At 38.6% G+C, this 19,404-nt stretch carries 15 protein-coding genes; 8 read left to right on the top strand and 7 right to left on the bottom strand.

Going from position 1 to position 19,404, the window contains the following annotated elements; genetic code table 11:
• Positions 1-106: 106 nt before the first annotated feature.
• The 4 genes from RT143_RS10975 to RT143_RS10960 form a co-directional block, all read right to left on the bottom strand.
• Positions 107-712: a recombinase family protein gene (locus RT143_RS10975; RefSeq protein WP_313093055.1), complete on the bottom strand. Its 606-nt coding sequence runs from the start codon at positions 710-712 to the stop codon at positions 107-109.
• 603 nt (positions 713-1,315) lie between these two features.
• Positions 1,316-1,684 carry a hypothetical protein gene (locus RT143_RS10970; protein ID WP_060994414.1) on the bottom strand — a complete coding sequence of 123 codons (369 nt, stop codon included), beginning with the start codon at positions 1,682-1,684 and terminating at the stop codon, positions 1,316-1,318.
• Positions 1,685-2,302: an AAA family ATPase gene (locus RT143_RS10965; RefSeq protein WP_060994415.1), complete on the bottom strand. Its 618-nt coding sequence runs from the start codon at positions 2,300-2,302 to the stop codon at positions 1,685-1,687.
• 150 nt (positions 2,303-2,452) lie between these two features.
• Positions 2,453-2,731: a hypothetical protein gene (locus tag RT143_RS10960; RefSeq protein ID WP_099808731.1), complete on the bottom strand. Its 279-nt coding sequence runs from the start codon at positions 2,729-2,731 to the stop codon at positions 2,453-2,455.
• Between the two features lie 207 nt (positions 2,732-2,938).
• On the opposite strand from RT143_RS10960, the gene RT143_RS10955 reads away from it, so the two are divergent.
• Positions 2,939-3,142 carry a helix-turn-helix domain-containing protein gene (locus tag RT143_RS10955; protein ID WP_060994865.1) on the top strand — a complete coding sequence of 68 codons (204 nt, stop codon included), beginning with the start codon at positions 2,939-2,941 and terminating at the stop codon, positions 3,140-3,142.
• A 92-nt stretch (positions 3,143-3,234) separates the two neighbouring features.
• Here the strand turns inward: RT143_RS10955 and repM are convergent, their stop codons facing one another.
• Entirely contained in the window at positions 3,235-4,338 is a 1,104-nt protein-coding gene (gene repM / locus RT143_RS10950) for a replication initiation protein RepM (RefSeq protein ID WP_227522718.1), read from the bottom strand.
• Positions 4,339-4,812: 474 nt separating this feature from the next.
• Here repM and RT143_RS10945 point away from each other — a divergent pair, with 474 nt between their 5' ends.
• From RT143_RS10945 to RT143_RS10930, 4 genes are all read left to right on the top strand, one after another.
• Positions 4,813-7,206 carry a type I restriction-modification system subunit M gene (locus tag RT143_RS10945; protein WP_313093050.1) on the top strand — a complete coding sequence of 798 codons (2,394 nt, stop codon included), beginning with the start codon at positions 4,813-4,815 and terminating at the stop codon, positions 7,204-7,206.
• Positions 7,207-7,261: 55 nt separating this feature from the next.
• Positions 7,262-8,182, top strand: coding sequence for an Abi family protein (locus RT143_RS10940; RefSeq protein WP_036596844.1), 921 nt, complete (start codon positions 7,262-7,264; stop codon positions 8,180-8,182).
• Positions 8,183-8,335: 153 nt separating this feature from the next.
• The gene (locus RT143_RS10935) at positions 8,336-9,637 is read left to right on the top strand and encodes a restriction endonuclease subunit S (RefSeq protein WP_313093048.1); all 1,302 of its coding nucleotides are present in this window, start codon (positions 8,336-8,338) and stop codon (positions 9,635-9,637) included.
• Between the two features lie 10 nt (positions 9,638-9,647).
• Positions 9,648-12,662, top strand: coding sequence for a type I restriction endonuclease subunit R (locus RT143_RS10930; RefSeq protein WP_313093046.1), 3,015 nt, complete (start codon positions 9,648-9,650; stop codon positions 12,660-12,662).
• A gap of 683 nt (positions 12,663-13,345) precedes the next feature.
• On the opposite strand, the gene RT143_RS10925 is transcribed toward RT143_RS10930, so the two are convergent.
• On the bottom strand, positions 13,346-13,720 hold the full coding sequence (locus tag RT143_RS10925; RefSeq protein ID WP_313093044.1) for a hypothetical protein: 375 nt from the start codon (positions 13,718-13,720) through the stop codon (positions 13,346-13,348).
• A 349-nt stretch (positions 13,721-14,069) separates the two neighbouring features.
• Here RT143_RS10925 and RT143_RS10920 point away from each other — a divergent pair, with 349 nt between their 5' ends.
• From RT143_RS10920 to RT143_RS10910, 3 genes are all read left to right on the top strand, one after another.
• Positions 14,070-14,576: a plasmid mobilization protein gene (locus RT143_RS10920; RefSeq protein ID WP_313093043.1), complete on the top strand. Its 507-nt coding sequence runs from the start codon at positions 14,070-14,072 to the stop codon at positions 14,574-14,576.
• A gap of 4 nt (positions 14,577-14,580) precedes the next feature.
• Positions 14,581-17,115, top strand: coding sequence for a relaxase family protein (locus tag RT143_RS10915; RefSeq protein ID WP_159771239.1), 2,535 nt, complete (start codon positions 14,581-14,583; stop codon positions 17,113-17,115).
• Positions 17,116-17,322: 207 nt separating this feature from the next.
• Positions 17,323-18,144: a 2OG-Fe(II) oxygenase gene (locus RT143_RS10910; protein ID WP_060994930.1), complete on the top strand. Its 822-nt coding sequence runs from the start codon at positions 17,323-17,325 to the stop codon at positions 18,142-18,144.
• A gap of 102 nt (positions 18,145-18,246) precedes the next feature.
• Here the strand turns inward: RT143_RS10910 and RT143_RS10905 are convergent.
• Positions 18,247-19,404 (bottom strand): autotransporter outer membrane beta-barrel domain-containing protein (locus RT143_RS10905; RefSeq protein ID WP_313093041.1); only part of this gene is annotated, 1,158 nt, incomplete at its 5' end.

Here is a 19,404-nt window from a genome sequence, read left to right as displayed (position 1 = left end):
TTAAGCCTACTTTAAATCAATCTATTTAGTATTGTAAATACATTTTTGTAAAAAATAACAATAAGATGCCCAGTCGTCAAGATAAATTGCTCATGCTTACTGATAATTATTCATGGGCTAACAAATCCACTCCCGCTTTCTTCAACTCCCCTTTCGCCGTTACATAGTGGTACAGCGTACTGCTGGGAATATCACCCAGCTCTTTACAAATTGCTGGAATACTTTTGGTTTGGTCAGCCATCAGATGTTGGGCATATTTAAGTTTCTCAGCCGTCATGATTCTGGGTCGACCACCTTTACGACCACGAGCCCGAGCAGCCGCAATTCCCTCTTTCACTCGTTGGCGGATAATATTACGCTCCATCTCCGCAAACGCCGCTTGAATTTGTAAAAATGCCCGACCTGCGGGGGTGGTTGTATCCATCGGTGAATTAATCGCTTTAAAGCCAATGTCTTTCTCAGCCAGTTCATCAATCAATTTAATCAAGTCACTAGCTAACCGCCCTAACCGATCTAAATCCAAAACCACTAGAACATCACCTTTTCGCAAATAGTTGAGACAATCATCCAACCCTTTACGTTGGGAATTACTCCCCGATGCTTTGTCTTCAAAAATTCGCTCACAGCCGATTTCTGTTAACGCATCAACCTGACGGTCAAGGAGTTGTTTCCCTTCAGAAGTTGACACTCGCGCATAACCGATTAAACTCATGGTAAAATTCTCACGATAAATAATAATTGCATTATCTTATCATACTTAGATTTATTTGGCTTTATCGCGAAATAAATAGAATAAAAAAGCGCCGAATTGGCGCTGATTTACAAAATCACGAAAAACAATTGTTTTTCGTGGGATTGTTACGTAAGTAATAGACGCTTTGTTGTAACAAAATTCGACAAAATTCTTTAGCGTGCTATATGATCCGAATTCTGTGCAGACCCCTAATATCGTCACCCAATTGCGAGAGATGGATTGTGAGTTGGTGTCGATTAAAGAAATTTTGATACCAGTACGACTTCTGGTAAATTGACCTTTCATCTATTTGCTTCCTTAGCAGAATTTGAAAGGGGGCGAATGGATGGATGACTTGAGAAATTAAAAGAGTCAGAGAAACAGATGATCCGCCAGTTGATGAGCGACCGCCAAAATTCAACAACGAATATTGCTCAGCAATTTGGGGTGAATTGGGTAACGGTTTATAAGGTGGTGCAAGATGCCAAAAAAGGGAAATAAAAATAAAACATTTATTAAAAACGCATTTTAAATATAAAATACCTGTATTTTTATCTCAATATAAGATTATTTTATATGTTTTTATTTTACGACATTTCTTTTTACCGCATTGAGTTTTTCATATTTATTTTGTCCCAAGATTTCTTGGCAACGATTTAACAGGGTTTGACGAATAAAGTTACTAACAGAAACTTCATGCTGTTCAGATAATTTACCGACCGTTGCTTCGATAATCTCCAATTCTTCAACATACAATGGCACAGAGATATTACGCCCATGCCTGGTGCGAGAGCGTTGTTTGGGCGTAAGGCTATTTGGCTCAATAACTACTTCATTTTTATTGCGAGTTATAACCTTCTCGACTGCCTTTATGGTGTCTTGCGTATCAGAATTAACATCTTGTACAAAATCCACTTGTTCACGGGCTTTTTTAAATCTATTTTCCGTCATTTATAACACCTCAATTAAAAACTCATTAAGCTCATCTTTTGCTTTGCTACTCCCCATTTCAGACACTGAAAGACTTTCAATAATCGCATCTCGAAATTGCTTACGGTCATGAATAACTGTATTAATCAATTTTAGGATAGGAAAATCTGTCAAATACTCTTTCGCTTGGTTGACTTCGTTATTTTTTGGATTAGCAGAAGCCTTGTTAATTACAGCAAAAACCTTTAACGCAGGATTCTTTTTGGTTGCCGCTTGGGCTTTATCCGCAATATAGGGAATTACTTCCAAATCAAGCAAACTGGGTTGCGTGGGAACAATTAATTTGTCAGAAACTAATAATGCCTCTCGGAAAATCTCAGAATCCCGACCTGCGACATCAATCAAGATATAATCATATTTATCGTTGAATGGTTCTAAGGTGTCCAAAAGATTGGCATGAACGGTTATGACATCTAACTTATTTTCCCGATGTTCATTCCATTGAAAAGCCGAACGTTGTTCATCCGCATCGACCAATAACAACTTGCCTTTGTTGCTGAGCGCCACTGCCAAATTGGTGGCTAAAGTTGTTTTCCCAACACCACCCTTACGATTGGCGATAGTAAAAATTACTGCCATTTTTTAATCTCCTATTTTTAAGGTATTTTACATCAAGAAAAAGATTATAGTAAGTGAATAATTAGCCAAATATAAATATTTTATAAAATAAAAATACCTGTATTTAAAGATTAAAATACAGGTATTATAAATTTTAAAATGAATTTTGATTTATGTCCCTTCAGGTATTAATTCAAAAAGTTGGCGCTTCAACTCGTCAAAATCTAGCGAATCATTACCAAAACCCTTATTCATCTGTCTTTGTACCCAAGCTCGAATAGCGGTAAAATTATCGAAATTGCTATCAACTTCTAAAAAGTTTGCAAGACCAAAGCCATTTTGCACTTCTAACTCTCTGATTAATCGGTTAGATAAGCGATTAGCTTGTTGGCTGATTTGTTTTTGGGCTTTTAACATTTTGTTTAAATGTTTTGCATTGACACCTAGCATGAAAAACTCCTTATGATTTAATCCATGATTGAAAGAATATTCAAAGTTGCGACTGTCCTACCACAAAATATGTTAAAATAATGCCAATTCATTACCTATATATAAAAATATAATTTCTACTTAAAGAAAAATATTTTCTATATGTAGGACATATTACCCGAATTATTTTCTACTTGCAATAAATTTTTATCTACATATAGGAATTTTATGTTAAAACTTAACTTACCCGTATTATTTGCTCAAAAAGGAATGCGAGTGAGCGATGCAGAAAAACGAACTAATTTGGCTCGCTCAACTCTATATCGACTTTATAACAATGAAGCCACTCGCATTGATTTTGATTCCATTGAAAAGCTATGTAAGCTACTTGATTGCACGCCAAACGATCTGTTCATCATCTCAGACGATTAATAAAAACATTTATTTTAATTTTAAAAAACATTATTAGTAGCACTAAAATAAACTAAAAATACACGTACTGTACGTTTATTAAAAATTTATTGTTATGTTACTTTTCGTTCAAGTAACTCCTGAATTTTCTGAAAGTCATTCACTTTTTCAGGGTCTTTTAGCATAGGTCTCCAACTGTCGATAAGTTCTTTGTAGCCACCTCGAAAACTCGGAGACATAAATTTACTGTTGGCAGTAGTAAATTCTTCAGCGTATATGGCAATTTTATTGATTTGACTATCAGTCAAACCTTTTACTACCCAGCTAGGATGATTTTTTTTACTGGACTGCTCTGATACACAATGGTTTACCGTCTTTATATTCGCGTCATTGGCTAATTGACGTTCTTTTAGCTCTACAGAAAATTTAAACCCTATAACAGTCCGCCCTTTCTTTTGTTGTTGAAAATCTACTAACAAATCTGTCTTATCATTAATTTCCTTGATAGAAGGCATTAGAACACGCTTTTTAAAGTCTGCCAAAATTTTATATTCGCTATCTTCAACCCCCATTTGACTACGGAAAGTTTGTACTTCAAATAATTTAGTTTTACCAGCTACTTTCCACTGAACAAGTAATTCATATAATCGTACAGAGTACACACTTTTCAGTTGTGCAGTCTGTTCAAGATAATATTGTGTAAAAAAATCCTCAAAGCCATCAATGCGAGTAATTGCTTCTACAACCGCCTTTGTAAAACAAATATTTATAGCTCCTTGGTTATCTAAATACTCAATCTGCTGAATCCAACGGCTTTTTACAATATTACCTTCCTTATTAATAAAACTAAATCTACGATTAAAAAGTGTCTCTTCCGCTTGTTTCATTAAAATATAACCATTCTGCAAGGTCGTATTAAATATTTCAGAATAACGCTTACCATCAATTCTTAATGGTTTATCTGTGTGTAATCCTGTCCCTGTCTCTCTGGCATCGACGATGCCAAGCTGAATAATTCTAAGTTCTGGCAAGCTTAATGTTTGCAAGGCTTCATTCAAACGATTTGATTTAACGACAAGATTTTGATTAGATTTAGGCGATACTTTTTGCTTATTCTTGAGTGAAAGGTCTAATTCGTTTTGTTTGGAAATATTTTGATTATTTTTTGGATTAGACATTTTAATTTCATCATTACTTATAATTTGAATTGTCAACATATCAAAAGTTCAATATATAGTCAAATATATTTTTGTCCACATATATGTAAATGAGTGTCCACATATATGTAAATGATTGTCCACATATATGTAAATGAGTGTCCACATATATGTAAATGAGTGTCCACATATGAGGGCTCTAAGCCTTGCTGGATAAGAATCACAGCAGTCTAAAAGGTATTAAAAGCAATTAAAATGTAATAAAAACCTTTTTTTCTTAAATTATATAAAAAAAACTACTAATAAAATAAAAGATTGTTGATATTTAATAAGTTTTTGTACCGTTTTTCTTTAACATAGTGAGTATATAAATAAAATTTTAGTGGTATAAATAAAATATTTTAGAAATCAACAACATATGGATTAAAAAATAAATTAGTGTAAATGGTTGTCCATATATGAAATTCATTTTCTCTAACATAGTGAGGCATAAATTCATTATACTTGGTCAATTTTAGACAATGAGTTAATTTCATGAATCATGCTGTACATAACAAATTGGTCTCTTTTATTTGGTCAATTGCAGATGACTGTTTAAGAGATGTTTATGTTCGTGGTAAATATCGTGATGTAATCTTACCTATGACAGTATTACGCCGTCTTGATAGTATTCTTGAGCCTACCAAACAAGCCGTTCTTGAAGAAGTTGAATTTCAAAAAAAGGATTTAGGATTAACTGAATTTGATGATGATGGCTTACGCAAAGCATCAGGTTTTGTGTTTTACAATACTAACAAATGGACACTCAAAAAACTTAAGGAATCAGCCAGCAATAATCAGCAATTGCTACTTTCCAACTTTGAGGAGTATTTAAATGGCTTTAGTGCTAACGTCAAAGACATATTAGTGCGGTTTAAATTACTTGACCAAGTTCGCCACATGGCAAATAAAAACGTTCTACTCGATGTTTTAGAGAAATTCGTTTCACCCTACCTAAATTTATCACCAATTGAGCAACGTGACCCACAAGACCAATTGCTGCCTGCTCTTAGTAATTTAGGAATGGGTTATGTTTTTGAAGAGCTGATTCGCAGATTCAATGAAGAAAATAACGAGGAAGCAGGGGAGCACTTTACCCCAAGAGAAGTCATTGAGCTAATGACGCATTTAGTATTTGACCCAATCAAAGATACACTACCTAAAACATTAACCGTTTATGACCCAGCGTGTGGTAGCGGGGGTATGCTGACCGAATCTGAAAACTTCATTCACGAAAAATACCCGCTAGACAATATGCAACGCACCATATTTTTGTATGGCAAAGAAATCAATGATGAGACTTACGCCATTTGTAAATCAGATATGATGATTAAGGGCGATAACCCAGAAAACATTCGGGTTGGCTCAACCTTATCAACCGATGAATTTGCAGGTACGCAATTTGATTTTATGCTGTCCAATCCACCATATGGCAAAAGCTGGGCAGGAGAGAAGAAAAATATCTATGATACCGACGGCAAAACCGTTTCTGATACCCGGTTTATCGTTACCTTAAACGATTATTGGGGTAATCCACAAGTAGTAGATGCAACCCCACGCTCTAGTGATGGGCAGTTATTGTTTTTGATGGAAATGGTTAGCAAGATGAAATCGAGTAGGGGAGGGGAAAAAGGCTCTCGTATTGCATCAGTGCATAATGGCTCAAGCTTGTTCACAGGTGATGCTGGTAGTGGTGAAAGTAATATCCGCCGACACATTATCGAAAATGATTGGCTTGACGCAATTATCCAATTGCCGAACAATTTATTTTATAACACAGGTATCACCACTTACATTTGGCTGTTATCCAACAATAAGCCAAGCGAACGTCAAGGCAAAGTCCAACTGATTGATGCCAGTCAAATGTATCGCAAACTCAAAAAGAACTTAGGCAGTAAAAATAGCGAATTTAGCCCACAAGATATTGCCACGATTACCCAAACTTATCTTGATATGGCAACCATCCGTGGGCAGTTGGATGCTAAAGGCGAGCCAACAGGCATTGCTAGTCAAGTATTTGCCAATCAAGATTTTGGCTATCATAAGGTCAATATAGAGCGTCCTGACCGTCGTCACGCTCAGTTTACCACCGAGTCGATTGCCAAGTTGCGTTTTGATAATAGCCTAAGCGATGCTATGAACACGCTATATGAACAATATGGCGATGAGGTTTATCAAGTTGAGTTTTATACCAAGTACAAAAACGATTTAAAAAAATGGGCAGAATCTGAAGAGATGGGCTTAAGTTTGGCTCAACGCAAAAAAATTCTCGATAATGAGACTTGGAAAAACCAACTTGCCATCATGAACCATGCTAGAACGCTCTGGGAAGCGCTAGGAGACGTTTTATACACTGACTTTAATCTTTTTACCAAAAAGGTCGAGAACGTGCTTAAAACGCACGATATTAAGCTTAAAGCGAATGAGCGAAAACAAATTCTTGATGCGGTCAGTTGGTATGATGAAACAGGTGAAAAAGTGATTAAATCTATCACCACGCTAAAAGCCGATAAAATCCAAGCCTTATGCGAGCGATTTGGCTGTCAGCCTGAGCAATTAGCCGATTTTGGGTATTATCCTGCCCAAGATGTGGGTGTTGAGAATGCCAAGTCCGACCAGTATGTGATTTATGAAAGCAGTAGCGAATTACGAGATAGCGAGTCAATCTCGCTCAATCAAGGTATTTACGATTACTTTTTGGCAGAAGTACGCCCGCATGTGAGCGAGGCGTGGCTGGACATGGAAAGTATCAAAATCGGCTATGAGATTAGCTTTAACAAGTATTTTTATCAGCATAGACCGCTGAGAAACTTGGATGAGGTAGCAAATGAGCTGTTGCAACTGGATAAAGAGGCAGATGGCTTGATTCGAGATATTTTGGGCGGTTAGTGGGTCTGACTTTGCTATAATGCAAAGATATTTTTAATTTGTGCTAAGGAAATTTATGCCCACCAAGTTACCGCCTAAGCCTTATAAAACGGTACAACAACAGTTAGATACCTATAAACAGCGTGGCTTAATTGTTGATGATAATAAAAAAGCATTGGGCTATCTACGAACAATTGGCTACTATCGGTTGAGCGGTTATGCGTATGTGTTTCGCCAAGTGATGCCAGACGGTACAGTCGATAATGCGTTTGAGCCAAACAGCCATTTTCAAGACATCAAAGCCTTGTATATGTTCGATAAAAAACTGCGTCAGTTGGCATTGGATGCGTTGGAGCGAATCGAAGTGGCTATGCGAGTACGAATTGCCGATAGGCTTGGCTCATTTGACCCATTAGCCCATTTAGATGAACAGTATTTTGATGATAAGGTTAGGCATGCCGATTGGGTGGCTCGTTATGAAGCGGTGATAGCTCGAGAAAAACACAGCGATTTTGTCAAACATCATCAGCAGTATTATCACGATATTCCCGTTTGGGCAGGGTGTGAGCTGTGGGATTTTGGGGCGATGTCGATTTTGTATAAAATCATGCGACGGGCGGATAAAGAAGCGATTGCTAAATATTATCGCTTGCCCAGTGCCAAATTGTTAGAAACTCAATTACACGCCTTCAATTTGATTCGCAATATCTCGGCACATCATGGGCGTTTGTGGAATCGCCATGTGGTATTTAAAGCGTCGCTAAAGGGGTTGGAGCCAGAGTTTCAAAGGTTTGACCCTGCCAAGGTATTGCTTTACTTCTGCCTGATGCAACGGATGTTAACGTTTATTTGCCCAAATTCGACTTGGGGACAGCGGTTTTTAGATACGTTGGATGAGTTTCCGCAGATGAGCAATAATAAAGTGAGTTTGGAGCAGTTTGGCTTGCCAAAGTCGATGAGTTTGGCGGATTTGAAAGCGTGGCGCTTATGGCGATAGCGATTTTAAAATTTTTGGTTCGCTAGAAATAGATAGCCCCAAGACTTGTTATTCCCATAATGGGCAAGAACTTGGGGAGTTGTTAGGGCGTATTATACCGATTTTTGGCTGTTTAGTCAATTAAACAAAATAAATTTAATGGTAGTAAGTTCAATGAGTTATGCGACGTATGATAGTTATAAAGACAGCGGTGTGGATTGGTTAGGGGAGATTCCAAGTGATTGGGAATTGGAGAAAGCGAAATGGCTTTTTAAAAAAATGGAACGTCCTGTTAGTCCTAATGATGAAATTGTTACTTGTTTTCGTGATGGTCAAGTCACATTACGCTCAAACAGAAGAACAGAAGGATTTACTAATGCTCTGAAAGAACACGGCTATCAAGGTATAAGGAAGGGTGATTTAGTAATTCATCAAATGGACGCATTCGCAGGGGCTATTGGAATTTCAGATTCCGATGGTAAATCTACACCTGTGTATTCAGCTTGTGTACCATTTGACAAAAATAGAGTCGAGTCAAAATATTATAGTTATTTTTTACGAAATCTTGCATATTTAGGTTTTATAGAATCGCTAGCTAAAGGCATTCGAGAGCGTTCAACTGATTTTAGATTTTCGGATTTTGCAAAATTAATATTACCTGTTCCTGCTATATCTGAGCAAAGAGAAATAGTAGATTTCATTGATAAAAATTTAGCCCAAATTGACCAAGCGATTGCCCTCAAGCAACAGCAAATTGAAAAATTAGGCGAATATAAGCAAATCGTCATTCAAAATGCCGTTACCAAAGGCTTAAACCCCAATGCCCCAATGAAAAATAGTGGTGTGGAATGGATAGGTAATATTCCCGAGCATTGGGACGTTAAAAAATTAAAGTATTTAACTTCAAAAGTAGGCAGTGGAATAACACCATCTGGTGGTGCAACAACGTATGTTGATAAAGGAATTCCATTATTAAGAAGTCAAAATATTCATTTTGACGGGTTAGTTCTTGATAACGTGGCAAATATTTCACTTAATGTTCATAAATCAATGAAGAACAGCCAAGTAAAACAACATGACGTTTTATTGAATATTACAGGTGGCTCACTAGGACGCTGTTGTTACAATAGTTCAAATGATGAAATGAATGTAAATCAACATGTTTGCATTGTAAGACCAAATAATTTGATAAAAGGTGAGTTTCTTAACGGTTTAATGTCGTCTGAAGTGGGACAAAAACAAATTTGGTTTTTTCAACAAGGCGGGGGACGTGAAGGGCTAAATTTTCAAAATCTTAAAAATTTTGACTTCCCTTTGCCATCAATTGATGAACAAAAAGAAATTATTGCTCATATTGAGATTTTAAAACAACACTTTAAAAAGTCTGTCGATAATTACCAAACCCAAATCGACCGTCTAAAAGAATACAAAAACATCCTAATCAACCAAGCCGTCACAGGCAAAATAAAAATCTAACGAGCCACCCATGCAGAAATTGACCAACTTTAGCGAAAAAGAACTTGAAGACCACATCGTCACCGCCCTAACTGCCAACGGCTATCAACAAGGCAACCCTGCCGACTTTGACAAAATCCAAGCCATCGACAGCCACTTTTTTTGGCAATTTTTGCATAACAGCCAACAAACCGCCCTAGACACCATCGCCAAACACAACCCAGACTGGCAAAAAACCATCATCCATCGCCTCAACAATACCATCAAAAAATACGGCATACTGCACATACTCAAAAAAGGCTTGGACGTGGACAACGCCAACTTAACCTTTCTTTACCCAAAGCCCCTAGCAAGCTCTAGCCAAATCGCCCGTGATAACTACCGACAAAACATCTTTACCGTTACCCGACAAGTTCGTTATAGCCAGCATAACGGCAACTCGGTGGATTTGGTCATTTTTTTAAACGGTCTAGCTATCATCACCCTAGAACTCAAAAGCACCCATAAAAACCAAACCGCCCGTTTTAATGCCATCGAACAATACAAAAAAGATAGAAGCCTTGATGACCCGCTATTTAACTTTGCCAGAGCGATTGTCCACTTTACCCTAGACAATCAAGAAGCCTACATGACCACACGGCTAAACGGGGCAAATACCTTCTTTTTACCGTTCAATAAAGGCAACCACGGCAACGCAGGTAACCCACCCAATCCCAACAGCTTTAACACCGAATACCTTTGGAACGAAGTGTTACAGCCTGACAGCTTAGTTAATCTCATCAGCCATTTTGTGCGATTAGGCTGTGATAATCCCGACATCAAAAAGCCCAATCTTGGCGACATGACCCTGTATTTCCCCCGCTACCATCAAATGAGCGTGGTAAGGCGATTGGTGCAAGACGTCGCTGGCAATGGCGTTGGCAAACGCTATCTGATTCAGCATTCCGCAGGGTCGGGCAAGTCCAACTCCATCACATGGCTTGCCTATCAGCTTATAGAAGCCTATCCGCACAGCGAACAAGCAAAAGGGGCGAAAGGGCTAGAACAGCCGCTATATGATTCGGTGATTGTAGTGACTGACCGCAAAATTTTGGACAAACAGCTCAAAGACAATATCAAGCAGTTTAGCGAAGTCAAAGGCATTATCGCCCATGCCGAACGCTCAAAAGACCTACGCAACGCCCTAGAAAACGGCAAAAAAATTATCATCACCACTATTCAAAAATTCCCCTTTATCCTAGACGACATTGGCGAAATGGCGGACAAGAACTTTGCTATTATCATCGACGAAGCCCACAGCTCACAAAGCGGAATGGCTCACGATGGCATGAATACCGCTTTGGGTATTGATACCGATAACGAAAAAGACGGTGATATGGACGATAACCAAGACCGCATTATAAAGGCAATGGAATCACGCAAAATGCGGGGCAATGGCAGCTATTTTGCTTTCACGGCTACCCCAAAAGACAGCACCCTAGAAAAATTTGGTGAAAAACAAGCCGACGGTCGCTTTACTCCCTTTGACCTGTACTCCATGAAGCAAGCCATTGAAGAAGGCTTTATTCTGGATGTGGTACGCAATTACACCACCTTCAAATCTTACTACGAGATTCAAAAATCGGTCGAAAATGACCCAGCATTTGATTCTAACAAGGCACAAAAAGCCCTGAAAGCGTATGTCGAACGCCAACAGCAAACCATCGATGTCAAAGCCGAAATCATGCTTGATCACTTTATCAGCAATATTTTTGCCAAAAAACGCCTAAAAGGTCATGCCAAAGCCATGATAGTCACACAAAATATCGAAATGGCAATCCGTTATTACCAAGCGATTAACCGCTTATTAGAGCAAAAAGGCAATCCCTTTAAAGCCATGATAGCCTTTAGTGGTGAAAAAATCGTGGACGGCATTGGCTACACCGAGAGCCAAATCAACGGCTTTGAAGATAGCAAAACCAAAGAAAAATTTGATAGCGATGACTACCGAATTTTGGTCGTTGCGAATAAATATCTGACAGGCTTTGACCAACCCAAACTTACCGCCATGTATGTCGATAAAAAATTGCGAGATGTACTGGCAGTGCAAACCCTGTCAAGGCTCAATCGCTCGGCGAATAAGTACGACAAAAAAACCGAAGATTTGTTTGTGTTGGACTTTTTTAATGAACTAAAACATATCAAATCCGCATTTGATAAATACTTTACCGTCACCACCCTAAGCCAAGCGACCGATGTCAATGTACTTAGCGATATCAAAACTGAACTAGAGGCGGTAGGCGTTTATGAACCCCATGAAATCATTGACTATGCCGAAGCCTATTTTGGCGGTGCCAGTATGGAAACCTTGCAAGGCAAAATCAATATTTTGGCAGAACGCTTTAACCATGAGCTAGAACTTAGCGATGACGCAAAAATCGAATTTAAAATGCAAGCCAAACAATTTGTCAAACTCTATAGCCGTCTTGCATCCATTATGCCGTTTAACAAAATCGAATGGGAGCGATTGTTTTGGTTATTAAAAGCATTAATTCCTGAGCTTAACATTCGCACCCAGGAAGATGATGATATCGATGACTTGTTAGAATCGATTGATTTAAATACTTATGCGATTGAAAGAACGGCTTTAGGTTCAAAGATAACATTAGACGAAAAAGAAGCGGTTATCGACCCGAGCAACCCTAACGTGATTGGCGTACATACTGAAGCAAAAACCAACAACCTAGATAAAATCATCGCAGATTTTAATGAGCGATGGTTTAAAAGTTGGCATATTACGCCAGAAGAACAACGAATGAAATTTATCAACTTAGCACAACGAATTTATGACCATCCTGACTTTCAACAGAAGTATCTGACCACGAAAGATGAACAACATCGCAACCTAGAATTTGAAAAACTGGTCAAAGACATCATCGTCGAAGACCGAAAAAAAGAAATTGATTTTTACAAACTTTTTATCCAAGATGAAGCCTTTCAACTTGCGTTTTTGAGTAATCTCAGACAAGTAGTTGATAAAAAATCACTATCAGACTTATCAAAATAAATTTGTAAAAGTTATTGCATAGTGAAAAAAAGGTTTGAACAATTTAATGATTCAAATCTTTTTTTATTAACCTAGTAACAACTTTGACTTACTGGATCATATTATCACCCTATGCCAAACTTACCACATCACTATCAAACAATTGGGCTCAATTATTAAAAAATCCCGAGTATACGATTCAAGCATCTGTTGTCAACAATGCAATATCATGTATCAAATTGGCGCACCCTATACCAAAACTATCACCCACAATAACACAACCTACTATTGTCAAAACTGCATCCAATTTAGACAGGCAAACTAAAAAATAATCCTTAAAAATAGAAAATACTTAGTCCAGAAGAGAAACGTAAGTAGTCTATAACCATCCCATCAATCTCATCGATTAGTAATTAAAATATATTAAATCTCTACTCAAATTTTTGAATAAAAAAGAAAAAACTGCATACCTTTTTAACTATATTTTCTACGATTTTTGGAAATTTTTCTATCAAATTGATAGATAAATTTTCTATAAAAACTAAAAATAATTATCTTTATTACGACGAATTACAAGCTATTTTTTCACATAAAAAAATCATACTTTTTGAGATTAAAAAATATTATTTTTATTTGAATTTTTTGAAAAGTTTATTAGATAAATAAAAATTTTCTGTCGAAAATTATGAATTAAAATTTTTAGTTTATGGATTTATAGACGAACCATCTGAATGATTATTTATAGAATTAGTCGCTAAATTTTGATGTATTTTTGAATTATCTTGCATCGAGTTATTCGTAGTTCGTTGTAAATTATTTTCTAAACTCTCAAAATCTCTAATTGTTTTTAACTTGTTTATTAAAATTTTTAAAGCCTTCTTCTCTGATTTTTCTGCATGTTTTTCAATAATATTTAGGTGATATTTAGCAGATTTTGCATCATCAATACTTTTTAAAAAGCGACTAAATATAGCACCGATAGCCGCTATTTCTACTTTCTCTTTTTGCTCCAATGCTTGTTGAATCTCAGCCAACTCTTTTTGTAACTGTTCGGCAGATTTATTGAGATACTTACTCATACATTACTCCAATAAAACATGTTTCTCAGAAAATCAATCTCACCATACTAACAGAAGAGGATGGTTTGGGCAAATATTAGCTTTACTGTCTTTTGCTAGCTATGCTAAAATCAGAAATAATAACAAAAGGTGGCTAGTTTCGACATAGCCAGCACATGCAAAGACACCAAATTTACTAACGTAAATTAGTTGTCTCTGCGTTCTGGCAAAGGGGGCTTACCCCCTTTTGAAACCCCAAGCCCTCAGTTATCGCTTCACAAAGTTGCGTTCAAACTGGGTGCTTATTGGGGAGACCCCAAACCCCCTTAAAACAAAATCAAGCCTTATAAAAAATAAATAGGCACTAAACATGGCACAACAATCAGCCGAAAAAAAGCAAAGCGATGACGACGTACTAATAAAAAAATCATCGAAAAAATTACGAGATAAACGTCTTAACATTCGCTTTAGTGACGAAGAATTTGCTGTGCTTGAAGCAAAAGCTCAAGGTATGAATTTAGCACGCTATGCGCGTGCCATATTAACGAAAGGCACTATACCTAGACGTGAACGCGATTTTCCTAAAGTTGACCCAAAACTATTACGACAATTGCATGCCATGGGTAAAAATTTAAATCAATTGGTGCGCTATACGCACCAACAAGCAAACGCAAACCATCCGATTGACACGTTAAATTTAGCCTTAGCGATTGATAATATGGCTGAGCAATTGGCTGAATTAAAAGCGCACTATCAAGTTGAAAAAAATTATTTTAATGGGGTGGAAGATGAGGACACTGTCAGTGAAGACAGTGATCCTTTATTAGCAAGTTCAACGCTAGAAAATAACACATTTAATAACAATATGACTGGTTAATCGTATGCTAACCAAATTTTTTAAACGAGGCGGTACGGATGATGACAGACGCACCTTAGGTGGGTCGGCTGTTAAACATTATTTATTAGGGAGTGACGATCAACCGCGTGAAAAAGCACGTTTGCTATTGGGCGATCCGGATGAGGTCACTGAGATGATTAATGGCTTGCCGTTTGCCAAAGTTTATAGCAGTGGCTGTTTAAGCTTTCATGAAAAAGATGTGTTAACTGACGCCCAAAAATTTGAGATTATCGAAGATTTCGAAGCCATGATGTTTGTTGGCTTACAACCCCATCAATATACGTCGTACTGGGTGGAGCATACCGATAAAGGTCGGGTCGAGCTTAACTTTGTCTTTCCCAATGTTGAGCTGATCTCGGGCAATCATTTACAGGTGTATTATCATTATCGGGATTTAGCATTGGTCAATAGTTGGAAAGATTTGACCAATGATCGGTACGGCTTTGTTAATCCTGCGGATTTAAATAACCGTCGAGATGTAACCCCCAGTATGGCCCCAAACATTGTTAAAGATTGGGCAACGTCAGATAAGCAGTCAATCATCGATAAATTAAAACGCTTTACGGAAGCGCAAGATATCAAAAATGCGCTTACCGATTTGGTGTTAACCCAATCCGAGCTGCGACGACAGCAGGGCAAGCCATTCAAGGGTCAAGATGATATTGCCGATATGCTGACAGAATACGGTTTTGAAATCTCACGTAAAGGTAAAGACAGTATCAGTATTAAAAACCCTGATCCCACTAAAAAAAATATTAAACTAAAAGGTGTGATTTATGAGCGAGACGCCACCGAATCCGTTATTCGATATATTGCAGAACGCAAAAGCGCAGACCCAGCAGCAAATCAAATCTCAGCAGATGACCGAGCAGAACAGCTTAGAAAAGCAGCAGCAACTTTTTCAAGCGAGCTTGAAAAACGTCGAGAACGACATTATCAGCGGTATGACGAAAATTTGCGCGCTGCTCGAGCGTTATCAAGACAGCAGTCAAAACTTAAGCGACAGCCATCTAAAGCAGCATCAAAGCTGGCTCAATCAAACCTGTCAGACCTTGGAGAGCGCCAAACAAACCTTGCTTGGGGTGTCGACGCAAATGGATCAGCTCAAGCAGCAGACCCGCGACGATTATCAGCGTACCCAAACCCACTTGACAGAGCAGGGCAGTCAATTACGCCAAGCCATAACCCACGAGACACAAACCACCCTACAGCATCACCAACGCCAACAGCAAACCCTGCGTCAGCAGATGGACGAGCGTCACCAAGCGGATATCGAGATGATCGAGTACAGCCAACAACAGAGCAGGGTGCTGATTGGGCAACTAGCACGCAACAAACTGAGCCTAGGGATCGTCATGGGCAGCCTATTGGGGGGACTGCTACTGATGATAGGGATATTAGCACTGATCAATCACCGCCAGTACCAGGATTGGCAGGAAACCAAGCTCTTAGTCGACCAAAGTCAAAAAGAGCTAAGCTTACTCAATCAACAAATCAATCGTACCCCGATTCAATACCAAGCCCAAGCCCTTACCGATATCCGGCCGGGTTATGGCGGTGGTATCAACATCACCCCCAAATATCCCAACAGCGCCGTATGCCAAAAAAATGGCTTTGGCTATCCGACGCTTTATATCAACCAAAACCCGTATTACCGTCCCAATTAGAGACAAATAACCATGCAACCCATTACCACACAGCAGCTCATTACCGAGCGCTTAAACGAGCTGTCGAGCGATTTGCACAGCCAAGTGAGCCAGATGCTCAATCAACTCCAAGCGCAGCAGCCGCAGACAATCGACGAGATGGTTCAAAAACATCTGGAATTAATGTTGCCCAACTTGTATCAGCAGCTATCAACCCACCTAAGCGAGCAAGTGAACCAAAAGACCGAGACGCACAACCAGCAGATCACCCAATACTTGGACGAATTAGACAAGCTACAGAAATCCGAGATAGCAACACTGAAAAAAGGACGAGAAGAATTTCAAAAATTGCAGGAGAAGATACAGCAAGCCTTGAGCAAATTGCAGAGCATACAACCCGACGGCGACAGCGACATCGAAAAGTCAATCAACAGCTTACAGGCATCGGTGAAGACATTGCAGGACTCACTGAAACAGCAGAGCAGCGAACAGCAAGACTTAGAAAATTTAATCGACGAGCTCACCTGCTTAAAACAGGATATGACCACGACGCTCAGCAATTTAAAACAGCATCAAACGACTTTGGCACAGTCGTTGGCACAGTTTCAGCCGTTGTTAAAGCCGTGATCGAGTTGTTCAAGAAGTTATTTGACAGGTTAAAACAGCAGGTGGTGGGGTATGCCAAGGAAGGGACGTTGTATTCGATGGACTCTGATGGTAAGCAACACAAGATGAACCAGCGGCAGGCAGAATCTTATGTCAGCAGCCATCCGTATGATTTGTCGGGGTATGCCCAATTAACGCTGACCGCTAAAAAGTTGGAAAAAGATAAAGAGCTAAGACATGAGCCGTTTAGAGGGTTTGGGATTTAGAATTTTATTCATCATTATTTATCTTGCATAATTCAATTTCTTTTGATTTCAGCCAGATTGGTTATTGGATATGCTATTTAACATAACCAAAGATGGGCGAAGTTTAACACTAAGAGTCATAAACGAAATTTGAACTTTAGTTTATAATATCCGCAGTTCTCTATTTAATTAATTGCTATAAACAAAATATTAACTCTTAGGTTCTCTATGACTACTACTTCCTACCTAAATCCACATTTAACCCAAGAATGGAATGATTGGCTTAACACAAATATTAGTAACGGTGTAGAAATTACCACACTAGCAAAAACCCTTGAGCAACATGGTTATCATATAGCAGTGGGTGATTTATTAAAAAACTACCAGATTGACATTAAGCATCCCCAAATTGACCTTAGTAAAAACTTTATTGATATTGACAACAGGCGCATTCCAATCATCTTTACTGCTCAAGCTCCTAAGGTCGTTGTATTCGACAACTTCTTATCACATGAAGAGTGTCAACAACTGATCGCCTGTGCTGAAGACAAATTCCAAACCGCAACCGTGGTCAATGCTCAAACTGGTGAATACTTTACAACCACAGAACGCACAAGCATGAACGCCGTCTTTCAACGTCAAGAAAATGCCATTATTTCTTTGCTTGAAAATAGAATTGCTCAGGTGCTTAATTTTCCAATTGACAATGGCGAAGGCTTACAAATACTGCGTTATCATTCGGGAGGAGAATATAAACCTCATTTTGACTTCTTTGATACCACTAAAGCAGGTGGACAAAAAGCCATTGAAATTGGTGGACAGCGCGTTGCTACTTTTTTAACCTATTTATCAGACGTAGAAAGCGGGGGTGCCACTCGTTTTCCAAGTGCTAACTGCGAGATCCGTCCGAAAGAGGGAATGGCATTATATTTTAGTAATATTTTATTGAATAACAATCCTGACCCCTTATCTTTGCATTCAAGCGTGCCTGTTATTACAGGTACCAAATACATTGCCACAAAATGGTTGCGCCAGTATCCTTATGGTTAAGACGAGTGCAAAAAATTGACTAAGCTAACGGTCAAATACTTTAACGTTAGTCATTCAATAAAAAAACCGACCTAGGTCGGTTTTTTTATTAACTTGTTATTGTTAGAACTTACTTGTGAATACCAATGACACCCCTTGGTTGTCATAATTTTTACGCCATTCACCGGAGTAGTTAGCAGAAATGCTAGTGTTTGCTGTTGGTTTATAGCTCAACCCAACACCTGCAATACCAACTTCACGTCCTACTTCTTGCCCCATCGTTGTGAAACGACTATTAGGCGTATCAACAAAACTTGCTGTGATATCTGTGCGTGGATCGCCATTTTCGATTGCGCCTGCAAGCGTCCCTGTCAAAGAAACCCTTTGTCCAATAGGCTGTGATAGATTTACCCCAAGCGTTGAGCGCATACTGTTATACTTTTGCTTTTCAACTGCAAGGTTAAACGCACCAGCACCGGTTTCATTATAAGCGTCTGATTTGACCTTAGCATAATTAAACTGCGCAAATGGCGTAATGTTTCTTTGCTCAGTACCAATACGATGGCTTAATCCTATCCCTGCTTGTAAGGTATTAGCATTATAATCAGCCTCGGCAGTTGCATTTGCAATTCCAATGTGACGTTTACCTTTAATATCACTTTGACCAGCGCCTACATGGAAATTAGCTTTAGTCTCAGGTGTGGCTTGGTAGTCAGCATAACCTAAAACTTGTAGAGAGTCTGCTTTCATCTCATGATTGATCGTATGTCCATTGGTATCAGCGTCACTGTTGATATAAGAGACAGCTAATCCCAAATTCAGTTTGTCATTCAATGCAATATCGCCACCTACAATAACGCCGGTATCTTTATTATCATAACCTACTAAGCTACCCTTATGATCTTTTGTAGATTGAGTGCCAATGGCTTTTGCCCAAACATTACGTTCACGGCTGATAGTTGAGTCGTGAATAGCGTCAAGCGCTAAACTATTGCTGTCAGTAATTATGCGGTTGATTGAGCCCATAAATAAAGGCTGCAACTGACTCGCTGTTTGAGATAGTTCAACCTGACTAAAATTCAACGTTTTATTAATTAGATTATCTGCTAATACACTGTTGCCGGTGGCAATTTTAGTATCGATAGCTTTATCTAAAACTTTTGCCAAACTTTCTGACGAAAGGTTGTTATTTTGCTTGACAGCGTCTACAAAGGCGCTAGTCTCTTTTGGCGTTGGCGTTGGCGTTGGCGTTGGCGTTGGCGTTGGCGTTGGCGTTGGCGT

The sequence above is a fragment of the Moraxella sp. CTOTU48268 genome, assembly GCF_032069585.1.
Classification (GTDB): domain Bacteria; phylum Pseudomonadota; class Gammaproteobacteria; order Pseudomonadales; family Moraxellaceae; genus Faucicola; species Faucicola cinerea.
This window is presented reverse-complemented; position numbering and strand designations above follow the sequence as displayed.

Coding starts and splice junctions, on each gene's coding strand:
- RT143_RS10930 (WP_313093046.1), top strand. CDS start 9,648: ATGCAGAAATTGACCAACTTTAGCGAAAAAGAACTTGAAGACCACATC.
- RT143_RS10940 (WP_036596844.1), top strand. CDS start 7,262: ATGCCCACCAAGTTACCGCCTAAGCCTTATAAAACGGTACAACAACAG.
- RT143_RS10970 (WP_060994414.1), bottom strand. CDS start 1,684: ATGACGGAAAATAGATTTAAAAAAGCCCGTGAACAAGTGGATTTTGTA.
- RT143_RS10960 (WP_099808731.1), bottom strand. CDS start 2,731: ATGCTAGGTGTCAATGCAAAACATTTAAACAAAATGTTAAAAGCCCAA.
- repM (WP_227522718.1), bottom strand. CDS start 4,338: ATGTTGACAATTCAAATTATAAGTAATGATGAAATTAAAATGTCTAAT.
- RT143_RS10920 (WP_313093043.1), top strand. CDS start 14,070: ATGGCACAACAATCAGCCGAAAAAAAGCAAAGCGATGACGACGTACTA.
- RT143_RS10955 (WP_060994865.1), top strand. CDS start 2,939: ATGTTAAAACTTAACTTACCCGTATTATTTGCTCAAAAAGGAATGCGA.
- RT143_RS10935 (WP_313093048.1), top strand. CDS start 8,336: ATGAGTTATGCGACGTATGATAGTTATAAAGACAGCGGTGTGGATTGG.
- RT143_RS10945 (WP_313093050.1), top strand. CDS start 4,813: ATGAATCATGCTGTACATAACAAATTGGTCTCTTTTATTTGGTCAATT.
- RT143_RS10915 (WP_159771239.1), top strand. CDS start 14,581: ATGCTAACCAAATTTTTTAAACGAGGCGGTACGGATGATGACAGACGC.
- RT143_RS10925 (WP_313093044.1), bottom strand. CDS start 13,720: ATGAGTAAGTATCTCAATAAATCTGCCGAACAGTTACAAAAAGAGTTG.
- RT143_RS10975 (WP_313093055.1), bottom strand. CDS start 712: ATGAGTTTAATCGGTTATGCGCGAGTGTCAACTTCTGAAGGGAAACAA.
- RT143_RS10965 (WP_060994415.1), bottom strand. CDS start 2,302: ATGGCAGTAATTTTTACTATCGCCAATCGTAAGGGTGGTGTTGGGAAA.
- RT143_RS10910 (WP_060994930.1), top strand. CDS start 17,323: ATGACTACTACTTCCTACCTAAATCCACATTTAACCCAAGAATGGAAT.